Genomic DNA, 11,906 nt, shown 5'->3' with positions numbered 1-11,906 from the left:
AGTGAATATCTGGCAATTTCAATATCAATAGTTCCATTGCCTTTGATTTGGGCAAAATCACGAACACGACGTAAAAGAGCATTAGCAATTCTGGGTGTTCCTCTACTTCTTCCAGCAATTTCTATTGCGGCTTCCATCGTTATGGGCATTTTTAAAATCATGGAACTTCGTTGCACAATGGTAGTTAAAAGCTCGGTATTGTAATATTGTAAACGACTTTGTATTCCGAAACGAGCACGCATGGGAGCGGTCAATAAACCAGAGCGAGTGGTTGCTCCTACCAATGTAAAAGGATTTAAATTGATTTGAACGGTTCTGGCATTGGGACCCGATTCAATCATTATATCAATTTTGAAATCCTCCATTGCCGAATACAAATATTCTTCGACCACTGGACTCAAGCGATGAATTTCATCAATGAATAAAACATCTCTTTCTTCTAAGTTTGTTAGCAAACCTGCTAAATCTCCGGGTTTGTCAAGAACTGGACCAGAAGTGATTTTAATTCCAACTCCTAATTCATTGGCCAAAATATTAGCCAAAGTTGTTTTCCCTAAACCTGGAGGTCCGTGAAAAAGTGTATGATCAAGCGCTTCCTCTCTTTGATTGGCTGCTTCAACAAAAACTTTTAAGTTATCCAATACTTGTTCTTGGCCAGTAAAATCATCAAAGGATAATGGCCGTAATTTTTTCTCTAGATCAAGTTCTTCAGGATTAAAATTATCGTTAGTTGGATTTAAGTTTTCGTTCATACTACAAATATATAACAAAGTTGGTTGCAAATAAAAATGCCTTTCGAAAGGAAAGGCATTTGTGGTTTTTTTATAGCAATTAATTAGTGGTGTAGTTGTTCTTCACCTTCTTTCATTGGTACATTTTGCGGAACAAAATCATCTTCGTGTCCTGGTTTGCTGTAATCATAAGGCCATCTGTGAACATGAGGAATTTCTCCATGCCAGTTACCATGTATGTGTTCTATTGGCGCTGTCCATTCCAGTGTGGTCGATTTCCATGGGTTTTGTACTGTTCTTTTTCCGTAGAAAATACTACTAAAGAAGTTATAAAGGAATACCAGCTGGAACGCACCACCAACTAAAGCAAAAACGGTAATGATAACATTAACATTTTGCAAATCGTCAAATAAAGGGAAGTTGGTGTTGGTATAATATCGTCGTGGTAAACCTGCCATTCCGATGAAGTGCATTGGGAAGAAAACTCCATAAGCACTAACTGCAGTGACCCAAAAGTGAATGTATCCTAAGTTTTTGTTCATCATTCTTCCGAACATTTTTGGGAACCAATGATAAATTCCAGCAAACATTCCGTAAAGAGCTGAAATACCCATTACCAAGTGGAAGTGTGCTACTACGAAATACGTATCGTGAACGTTAATATCCAAAGTACTATCTCCCAAAATGATTCCCGTTAAACCTCCTGTGATGAAAGTAGAAACCAATCCAATTGAAAATAACATCGCAGGATTTAATTGCAAGTTTCCTTTCCAAAGCGTAGTGATATAATTAAATGCTTTTACCGCAGAAGGTATCGCAATTAATAAAGTGGTAAATGTGAATACCGAACCAAGGAATGGATTCATCCCAGAAATAAACATGTGGTGACCCCAAACGATGGTTGACAAAAATGCTATCGCAATTAGCGACATGATCATCGCTCTGTAGCCAAAGATTGGTTTACGAGAGTTAGTGGCTATAACTTCGGAAGTGATTCCTAATGCAGGTAACAAGATAATATATACTTCTGGATGCCCAAGGAACCAAAATAAATGTTCAAATAATACTGGAGAACCTCCTTGATAATGCAATACTTCACCAGCAATATATATATCCGACAAGAAGAAAGACGTTCCAAAACTTCTATCCATAATCAACATCAATGCTGCTGATAATAAAACTGGGAAAGAAATAACACCAATGATAGCAGTAATTAAGAAAGCCCATATAGTCAGAGGCAATCTTGTCATTGACATTCCTTTTGTTCTTAAATTAATTACAGTTACAATATAATTTAAGGATCCTAAAAGCGAGGCCGCAATGAATATAGCCATCGAAACTAACCATAAGGTCATACCTGTTCCCGAACCCGGAATGGCTTGTGGTAGCGCGCTTAATGGTGGATAAATTGTCCATCCTGCCGATGCCGGTCCAGATTCCACAAAAAGCGAAGAAACCATTACAACACTTGAAACAAAAAACAACCAATAGGAAATCATGTTTAATATTCCTGATGCCATATCTCTTGCCCCAATTTGAAGGGGAATCAAAAGATTACTAAAAGTTCCACTTAAAGCGGCAGTTAATACAAAGAAAACCATGATGGTTCCGTGAATGGTAATCAAAGAAAGATACGTTTCATTTGACATCACTCCTCCTGGCGCCATTTTTTCACCTAAGAAAAAACTAAATATTTTAAATGACTGTTCTGGCCAAGCCAATTGCATTCTGAAAAGCAATGACATTCCAACACCAATTACACCCATAATGATACCCGTTAATAAGTATTGTTTGGCAATCATTTTGTGGTCAATACTAAAAATGTATTTAGTAATGAACGTATCTTTATGGTGGTGTTCGTGTTCGTCGTGACCGTGTTCGTGGTTGTGAGCTTCTGCTGACATATGGGTAAACTTTTAAATTTTATTACTATTTCATTTCTGCTTGAGCAACTACAGTAGTGTCATTGCTTTTTGCAGTTATTGAATCTTTAGTTTGAGACGCTGCTACTTCAGAAGCTTTTGCTTCATCAGCAGCATTTTTAACTGCTTGAACAATTGTCTTTCTATCTTTTAACCAAGCTTTATATTCTTCAGGTGTATCAACTACAATCTTCATTTGCATATTGTAATGAGACGTTCCACAAATCTTGTTACATAATAACAAGAAATCAAAAGTGTAAGGATCAAGGGCAACTTGACCGTTTGCCACAAGATCAATACTTTTCTTTGCACGTATAGCGTTAATGTTAGCTACTTTTTCAATCATGGCTGGTTTATCTCTCATTTCTGCAGTAGTTACAGATGGAATGAATGAAAAACTAGTCACCATTCCTGGCACACAATTCATTTGAGCTCTGAAATGTGGCATGTAAGCAGAGTGCAACACATCTTGTGAACGCATTTTGAATATTATTCTTTTTCCTTTCGGAATATGTAATTCTGTTGAAGCGAAATCATCCTGAGCATTAGGGTCAGATAAATCAACCCCTAAATTATTTACTCCTTCTATGTATCTAACATTAGCTTTACCCAAAACTTTATCATTTCCAGCATACCTAGCTTCCCATTTGAATTGTTGCGCATAAAGTTCGATAACAATAGCGTCATCGGCATCTTTATCATCAACAAACATGATGTTTGTCCAAGCATATAAACCATATAGAATTAATCCTGCTAAAACAATAGCTGGAATAACACTCCAAATAAATTCTAGTTTATTATTGTCGGCAAAATAAAATGCTTTTTGTCCTTGTTTCCCTCTATATTTAAAAGCAAAATAATGTAATAATGCTTGGGTGATCGTTTGAACAAATAAAATCAAGACCATGGTAATCATCATCAGATTATCCACTTCTGGTCCATGTTCAGAAGCAGCATCGCTCATCAAAGGAAAATGTCCGTAATTTAATAGGCAGTAAATTGTTGTTAAGTAAATAAAACCTAAAAATGCAAACATTAAATAACCATTAACTTTATTATCATTATCTGTTGCAACTGGACTGTCATCTACTCTTCTTCCAACCTGTGTTAAGTGAAAAATTTTAGTTAACTGCCAAAGCGCAACTGCCAATAAAACTACAACTATAAGTATCATAAAAGTTGTCATTTGTAATTTACTTTAAATATTAATAATGAAAATGTTTACTTTCTTCAATGAAAGGATTTCGTTTTGGTACCAATGGAGCTTTAGTCAAAGCACTGAATACAACATAAATGAATAATCCTAAAAAGAAAGCTAATGATGAAATTTCAGGTATTCCAATAAACCATCTGTCTCCAACTGTTGCTGGCATAATCATATTGAAGAAATCAACATAATGTCCAATTAAAATGATGATACCTGCCATTACAATAATCCAAAATATACGTTTGAAATCGGTATTGATTAAAAGTAATATTGGGAAAATAAAATTCATTACAACTGCGCCCCAAAAAGTAATACCATAATCATTAATTCTGGTAACAAAATAGGTAACTTCTTCAGGTATGTTAGCATACCAAATCAACATAAATTGGGAGAACCATAAATAAGTCCAGAACACACTAATACCGAACATAAATTTAGATAAATCGTGAATGTGGCTTGAGTTCACATTTTCTAAATATCCTTTTGATTTTAAATATATGGTGACCATTTGAATAGTCGTAATACCACTCACAAAGAAGCTTGCAAAAACGTACCATCCAAATAATGTACTGAACCAATGCGGGTCAACTGACATAATCCAATCCCAAGACATTATAGATTCAGAAACAATAAAGAATACTAAGAATGCTGCTGACAATTTGAAATTCTTTTTGTAAAAACTATTGTCATTTGACTCGTCTTGTGCTAAACAATTTTTTCTAGAGTAATACCTGTATAAATTCCAAACAGTTAAAAACAACAATGCTCTAATTATCCAGAAAGGAAAATTCAAATATCCTGATTTACCAGCAATCAAGTGATCATAGTTGGGCTTTGTAGGATCTGTTATTCCGTCAGCCATCCAAACAAAAAGATGGTTTAAGTGAAACCCTGACAACAATAATAATATAAAAAAGATAATTGAACCAGGCAATAAATAGGCAGTAATTCCTTGCATTACTCTAAATAATACTGGAGACCAACCCGCTTGTGCCACTTGTTGAATGGCATAAAAAGCTAAAGCTCCAAGTGAAATTAACATAAAAAATATACAAGCTACATATAAAGCTGCCCAAGGTTTGTTTTGCAATTGATGAAAAACGTGTTCAACATGTTCTTTATGTTCAATATGTTTATTTGCTTCTTCGTTCTTAACACCAATGGTGTTACTCATGTGTTCTTCATGATTTGTTGACGTTGTTTTAGCAATTGTATCTTTTACTGAGGAAACCGCTTCGGTATGATCAACTTTTGAGTCAATAGCAGTGTTAGCAACTTCTTCATGATTTGTAGTAGTGTGATGAGATTCTGCTTTAGCATCGTGATGCGCTGCTGTGGCTTCATGTCCGCCTTCGTGATGAGTTTCCTCTGCTTTCAGAATTGTCTCTACCTCTTTAATAGTTTTTGGTGCAGCGAAAAAACCATAACCTATACCAAGGACACCAACAAGCATCAGAATATAAGAGAATGTTTTTAATTTACTTGAAAATGTATACATAGCTTTAACTATCTGTTTGTTCTAGAATTATAATTTACTTTTTAGCTGCATAACATAAGCTGCAACCTGCCAACGTTCTTCTTGGCTTAATTGATTAGCATGAGAACCCATTGAGTTCAAACCATATGTTACAACGTGGAAAATGCTTGCTTCGTTTATCACTCTGTCAGCATAACTAGGCACACCTAAAAATTTTTCTTGGGTTACTAATTTTCCTTTACCATTTCCTTCAGTTCCATGACATATAGCACAATATATTGCATAAAGTTGTTCTGCTTTTTTCATATCAACTTGAGATGAATCTAGTGGTGATTTAGGATTTAATGCTTTTATTGAAGCTAGTGCTTCAGGTGTATTTGGATATTCATATGGTACAAATCCTCTTTTAATAGAACCATTAGCAGGCAATTGCCCTTCTTTACCTTTTAAACCAGTTGGAGAATTGAAAGCATCAGACTCTGAATAGGTTTCATACGCCACAGACTCGTACATGTTGGGCATGTATTGATAGTTCGGTTTCAAATCATCTTTACATGATGAAAAGGAAACGATTATACCTAATACAAATGCTATTTTAAGTAAACTTTTCATATTTATTATTAATGGGTATCAATTACTTTAACTTCTACTGCTCCTGTATTTTGGAAGAATTTAACTAATTCCGCTTCATTATCATGTATGGCAACTTCCATCAAAAAATGATCATCAGTAGTTCTTACATCCGGATTTTCGGCTTGTTTGAATGGCCATAATCTGCTTCTCATATAAAAAGTAATAACCATTAAATGCGCTGCGAAAAACACTGTCATTTCAAACATAACTGGAACGAAAGCTGGCATATTTTGATAGTAAGCAAAACTTGGTTTTCCTCCAATATCCTGAGGCCAATCTTCAATCATGATATAATTCATCATTATGGTAGCTACACTTAAACCGATACATCCATAAATGAAAGCACAAATAGCTAATCGTGTTGGCGCAATTCCCATAGCTTTATCCAACCCGTGAACAGGGAATGGTGTAAAAACTTCTTCAATGTGATGATGTGCAGCTCTTGTTTTGTGAACTGCGTCCATTAATATATCATCATCATTATATATAGCGTGTATTACTTTATTACTACTCATCGCAATTATTAATGTTTATCTGAATGATTATGACCTTCTAATTCTCTTTGTTTTTTATAATTTTCTCCCGATGATTTCAAGATTGTTTTAACCTCAGCTTGAGCAATCACTGGGAAAGTTCTAGCATATAACAAGAATAAAACAAAAAAGAAACCAATTGTGCCAATAAATATTCCAATATCTACAAATGTAGGTTGGAACATTGTCCATGATGATGGAAGATAATCTCTGTGTAATGAGGTTACGATAATTACAAAACGTTCAAACCACATACCTATATTTACTACAATAGAAATAATAAATGAAAACATAATACTTGTTCTTAATTTCTTAAACCACATAAACTGAGGTGAGAAAACATTACAAGTCATCATCGACCAATAGGCCCACCAGTAAGGTCCAGTAGCTCTATTCAAGAACGCATATTGTTCATATTCAACTCCCGAATACCAAGCTACGAATAACTCTGTAATATAGGCAACCCCAACAATAGAACCTGTAATCATGATTACAATATTCATTAATTCGATATGTTGGATGGTGATATATGCTTCTAGGTTTGATACTTTTCTCATAATAATAAGCAAGGTGTTTACCATAGCAAATCCAGAGAATACAGCACCAGCAACAAAGTAAGGTGGAAAAATGGTGGTGTGCCAACCTGGAATTACAGAAGTGGCGAAGTCAAAGGATACAATTGTGTGAACCGATAATACTAATGGAGTAGCTAACCCTGCCAAAACCAAAGATACTTCTTCAAAACGTTGCCAATCTTTCGCTCTTCCGCTCCATCCAAAAGATAGTATAGAATAAATTTTCTTATTAAAAGGAGTTACTGCTCGGTCTCTAAGCATAGCAAAATCGGGCAATAAACCTGTCCACCAGAAAACCAATGAAACCGAAAGATAGGTAGAGATTGCAAATACGTCCCAAAGCAATGGTGAGTTAAAGTTAACCCACAACGAACCGAATTGGTTTGGAATTGGCACAACCCAATACGCCAACCATGGACGACCCATGTGAATTATTGGAAATAAACCCGCTTGAATTACCGAGAAAATGGTCATCGCTTCCGCAGAACGGTTAATCGCCATTCTCCATCGTTGACGGAATAATAATAATACGGCGGAGATAAGTGTACCTGCGTGACCAATACCAACCCACCATACGAAGTTAGTAATATCCCAAGCCCAACCAACTGTTTTATTTAAACCCCAGGTTCCAATACCTGTAGAAATTGTATACGTGATACAAGCTATTCCCCAGAGGAAAGCAGCTAATGCGATAGAAAATACAGTCCACCACTGTTTATTGGCTCTTCCTTCTACTGGAGCAGCTACATCTACTGTTACATCGTGATATGATTTATCACCTATAACTAAGGGTTTTCTAATGGGTGCTTCGTAATGAGACGACATATTTTTATTTTAGATTTATGATTTTAGATTTACGATTTTTTTAAAAAAGCAAATTCAATCAATATTTTACTTTATAATTATTTTTAGGTTTTATAATTTCTGACTTCCGTCTTCTATCTTCCAACTTATTTTCTTAAATATTTCTTACTTTAACTTGGTAAACCACATTGGGTTTAGTTCCAACACTTTCTAACAAGTGATACGCTCTTTTATCGGCAACTAATTCCGTTATTTTGTCAGCTTTATTATTGATATCCCCAAATTTTATAGCACCTGGAGCACAAGCACTGGAGCAAGCTGTCGAAAATTCATCTGTTGCAACTTCTCTTCCTTCGCGTTTTGCTGTTAGTATGGTTGATTGTGTTTTTTGAATACACATCGAACATTTTTCCATTACTCCACGAGAACGAACATTTACATCTGGATTGATAACCATACGTCCTAAATCATTATTCATGTGGAAATCAAATTCATCATTATTATTATATAAAAACCAGTTGAAACGTCGTACTTTATACGGACAGTTGTTGGCACAATAACGTGTCCCTACACAACGGTTGTAGGCCATGTGGTTTTGACCTTGACGTGAATGTGACGTTGCAGCAACAGGACAAACTGTTTCACATGGAGCATGATTACAATGTTGACACATAACGGGTTGGAAAACAACTTGTGGATTGTCAGCTGGTTTTTCCATTTCTCCAAATCCTCCTAAAGATCCTTTTTCGCCAAACAAACCATCAAATTCTTTTTTCTTCTTATTGTCGCCTTCAAAAGTATCTTCAGAAGAATAATATCGGTCAATACGCAACCAGTGCATATCACGGCTTCTTCTTATTTCTGATTTTCCAACAACAGGTACATTGTTTTCGGCATGACAAGCAATAACACAAGCACCACAACCGGTACAAGCGTTCAAATCGATTGACAAGTTAAAATGATGTCCAACTGAACGATCAAAAGACTCCCATAAATCAACTTTTGTTGCTTCTATTTCTTTGTGATCTAATGAAACCTTTGGAACTGGATTCCAAATTTCTGGCTCATTATATTTTGCATTGAAAATGGTTAAAGTGGTTTCTTTGATAATATCACCTCTTCCCATCAACGTTTTTTGAGACTGAACACAAGCAAATTCATGTTCGCCGTCTGCTTTTTTGATAGAAACTGTTTGCACATTATTAAAGTTAGCATATAAAGCATAGGCATTTACACCCACTTGCATTTCTTCTTTTAAAGCGGCTTTTTTACCATACCCCAAAGCCAAACCTAAAGTTCCGATTGCTTGTCCAGGTTGAACAATTACTGGAACTTGTAGTTTAGTTCCATTTGCTTCTAATGTAGCATAACTCCCGTTAAGCCCACCGTTAGCTACAATTTTGTTTTCTAATTCTAATTTCTCGGCATCTGCTTTAGAAATAGTTACATAATTATCCCAAGACACTCTTGTAATTGGGTCTGGCAATTCTTGTAACCAAGGATTATTAGCTTGTTGACCATCGCCTAAACCTGTTTTGGTATACAATACCAATTCAAATCCGCTTGCTGTTTTTGATTGTGATAAAGCATTAGCTGCAGCGGAAAAATCAGCAGAACCACTGGATGCGGCAGATGGAACTCCAACATAAATTCCGTCGTGAACTGTTTTGTTCCAACTTCCACCATTTGTATAACCTGAAGCAGTACCTTTTATGTAATCATAATAGGAAGCACTGTTGCCATTCCACGACAATAATCCTTCTTGAAATTGTTTTGAACTGAATAAGGGACGAATAGTTGGTTGGGTTAAAGAATACGTTCCTTTTGTCAAGACCAAATCATTCCAGCTTTCTAAATAATGTGGTGCCGGAACTGCAATATTGGAAATCGATGCTGTTTCGTCTTCTCTCAAAGAGAACGCTACCGATAATTTTACTTTTTTCAATCCGCTAACAAAAGCGGCGCTATTTGCCAAAGTATACACTGGATTTACACCACTCATAATTAAGGTATGAACACTTCCTGCATTCATATCAGCAACCAATTGCGCCACTTTTTCGTTAGAACCTTTTCTAATTTGGCGTGTTCCAATAGTAGAAAATGCTTCACTAGATAATGCTTGGTTAATTGCCAAAACTAAAAGTTGTGCATTTTTATCTTGAATACCTGAAACTAGAAGACCTTTGCTTCCTGCAGCTTTTAATTGTTTTGCTGCATTAATAACAACATCTTCATTGGCTAATTTTCCAGTTGCAACAGAAGAACCGGTAATTATATTGTATATTTTAACTAAAGCTTGTTTTTGATTTGCCACAGTCATCGGTACTCTTTTATCAGCAGCAGCACCAGATAATGTCATATTGGCTTCAAACTGAAAGTGTTTTGACATTTTTCCTGCTTGAGGAATTCTTCCCTGGGCATAACCACTATCAAATCCTCCACCTTGCCAATCGCCTAAGAAATCGGCACCGATAGCAACAATTGTATTGGCTTTTGAAAAATCATAATCAACTAAAGCTCTTTCGCCATAAACTGTTTCAAAAGCATCTAAAGCAGCCGACTCTGAAACTGCATCATACACAACGTGTTTTGCCGTTGGGTTTTTTGCAATAAATTCAGCGATTAATTTTTCTGTAGAAGGACTTGCTAATGTATTGGTTAGTAATACAACTTGTCCACCTTTTGCTTTTGCATCAGCCAAACTGGCTTTGATTTTCAAATCAGCTTCTTGCCAATTTGCCTCTTTTTGAGCAACTTTAGTTACTTTAAGACGCATACTGTCATATAATGATAATACCGAAGCGTGAACTCTGGCATTAGCAGTAAACTTAGCTCCAGCTATGGTATTGTTTTCAATTTTTATCGGACGACCTTCACGAGTTTTTACTAATAAATTAGCAAAATCAAAACCATCAAACATAGACGTTGCATAATAATCAGCAACACCTGGAATAATTTGTTCTGGTTGTAAAACGTATGGTATAGACTTATGTACTGGACCTTCGCAAGCCGCCAACGTAGCAGCTGCGGTACTAAATCCAACGTATTTCAAGAAATCACGACGAGTTGTTGAGGAAGATGATAATGAATCTTTGTCTGAAAGGAATTCATCTGTTGGAATTGCTTCTACAAATTCATTATTTCTTAGCGTCTCAACAATAGAACTATTTTCGTTTAGTTCCTCAACACTTTTCCAGTATTTTTTGTTCGATGACATCGTATATAAATATTAGCTTCTTAAATTATTTTATTAGTAGTGACACTTACCACATTCTAAACCTCCCATTTGTGCTGCAGTCAATTTGTCTACACCATATTTTTTTGAAAGTTCATCATGAATTTTTGTGTAATAGGCATTGCCTTCCATCTTAACATCTGTTTCGCGGTGACATTTAATACACCAACCCATGGTTAATGGAGCAAATTGTTTTTGGATTTCATATTCTTGAACTGGACCGTGACATTTTTGACATTCAATACCAGCAACGGTTACGTGTTGCGAGTGATTGAAATAAGCAAAATCAGGCAAGTTATGAATACGTACCCATTTTACCGGTTTTGTTTTTCCTGTATATTTTTGATTTGCTTTATCCCAACCCACAGCATCATATAATTTTTGGATTTCTCCGTCATAGAATGCTTTTGTGTATTCTGGGGTTGCAGTAGTATCTGCAACTTCGGCAATGTTTTTGTGGCAGTTCATACATACATTTAATGAAGGAATACCACCATTTTTACTAACGCGTGCTGCAGAGTGACAATACTGACAATTGATACCATTGCTTCCCGCGTGAATTCTGTGAGAATAATGAATTGGTTGTATCGGCGCATAATCTTGGTCAACACCTATTTGCATTACCCATCCATAAAAGAAATAGCCACTCGCTAATAATAAGAAAACAGAGGAAACAAAAACCAAAAATTGGTTTTTAGCAAATGCTTTCCAAATTGGTAATGTTGGTTCTTTTGGCGCAACTTCTATTCCATTTGCTTTGGCTATTTTAGTCAATACATTGTTCACAAA

The 11,906-nt window shown here is 35.7% G+C and carries 9 protein-coding genes; all 9 read right to left on the bottom strand.

All coding sequences use genetic code 11. From position 1 onward, the window contains the following. Positions 1-752: Holliday junction branch migration DNA helicase RuvB (ruvB, locus tag ACK5ON_RS04675; RefSeq protein WP_409820338.1), on the bottom strand; the 752-nt coding region annotated here is incomplete at its 3' end. Between the two features lie 83 nt (positions 753-835). Then, entirely contained in the window at positions 836-2,635 is a 1,800-nt protein-coding gene (locus ACK5ON_RS04670) for a cbb3-type cytochrome c oxidase subunit I (RefSeq protein ID WP_409820336.1), read from the bottom strand. Between the two features lie 25 nt (positions 2,636-2,660). Then, positions 2,661-3,839, bottom strand: a complete 1,179-nt coding sequence (locus ACK5ON_RS04665) for a cytochrome c oxidase subunit II (protein ID WP_409820334.1) — start codon at positions 3,837-3,839, stop codon at positions 2,661-2,663. Positions 3,840-3,858: 19 nt separating this feature from the next. After that, positions 3,859-5,358 (bottom strand): quinol:cytochrome C oxidoreductase, encoded by a 1,500-nt coding sequence (locus tag ACK5ON_RS04660; RefSeq protein WP_409820332.1) that lies wholly within the window; start codon positions 5,356-5,358, stop codon positions 3,859-3,861. A 27-nt stretch (positions 5,359-5,385) separates the two neighbouring features. Next, entirely contained in the window at positions 5,386-5,949 is a 564-nt protein-coding gene (locus tag ACK5ON_RS04655; protein WP_396176481.1) for a c-type cytochrome, read from the bottom strand. An 8-nt stretch (positions 5,950-5,957) separates the two neighbouring features. Further along, complete coding sequence (locus ACK5ON_RS04650; RefSeq protein WP_396176479.1) at positions 5,958-6,485, bottom strand: DUF3341 domain-containing protein; 528 nt, start codon at positions 6,483-6,485, stop codon at positions 5,958-5,960. Positions 6,486-6,493: 8 nt separating this feature from the next. Further along, positions 6,494-7,903: an NrfD/PsrC family molybdoenzyme membrane anchor subunit gene (gene nrfD, locus ACK5ON_RS04645; RefSeq protein WP_409820329.1), complete on the bottom strand. Its 1,410-nt coding sequence runs from the start codon at positions 7,901-7,903 to the stop codon at positions 6,494-6,496. Positions 7,904-8,036: 133 nt separating this feature from the next. Continuing rightward, entirely contained in the window at positions 8,037-11,099 is a 3,063-nt protein-coding gene (locus tag ACK5ON_RS04640; RefSeq protein WP_409820327.1) for a TAT-variant-translocated molybdopterin oxidoreductase, read from the bottom strand. Between the two features lie 33 nt (positions 11,100-11,132). Continuing rightward, the coding region (locus ACK5ON_RS04635) for a cytochrome c3 family protein (RefSeq protein WP_409820325.1) at positions 11,133-11,906 on the bottom strand (774 nt) is incomplete at its 5' end.

Origin of the sequence: Flavobacterium sp., from assembly GCF_046317795.1 — a bacterium.
Classification (GTDB): Bacteria; Bacteroidota; Bacteroidia; order Flavobacteriales; family Flavobacteriaceae; genus Flavobacterium.
Note: the sequence above shows the minus strand (reverse complement) of the source record. Positions and strands in the feature narration are given on the sequence as shown.

Coding starts and splice junctions, on each gene's coding strand:
- ACK5ON_RS04670 (WP_409820336.1), bottom strand. CDS start 2,635: ATGTCAGCAGAAGCTCACAACCACGAACACGGTCACGACGAACACGAA.
- ACK5ON_RS04665 (WP_409820334.1), bottom strand. CDS start 3,839: ATGACAACTTTTATGATACTTATAGTTGTAGTTTTATTGGCAGTTGCG.
- ACK5ON_RS04660 (WP_409820332.1), bottom strand. CDS start 5,358: ATGTATACATTTTCAAGTAAATTAAAAACATTCTCTTATATTCTGATG.
- ACK5ON_RS04655 (WP_396176481.1), bottom strand. CDS start 5,949: ATGAAAAGTTTACTTAAAATAGCATTTGTATTAGGTATAATCGTTTCC.
- ACK5ON_RS04650 (WP_396176479.1), bottom strand. CDS start 6,485: ATGAGTAGTAATAAAGTAATACACGCTATATATAATGATGATGATATA.
- nrfD (WP_409820329.1), bottom strand. CDS start 7,903: ATGTCGTCTCATTACGAAGCACCCATTAGAAAACCCTTAGTTATAGGT.
- ACK5ON_RS04640 (WP_409820327.1), bottom strand. CDS start 11,099: ATGTCATCGAACAAAAAATACTGGAAAAGTGTTGAGGAACTAAACGAA.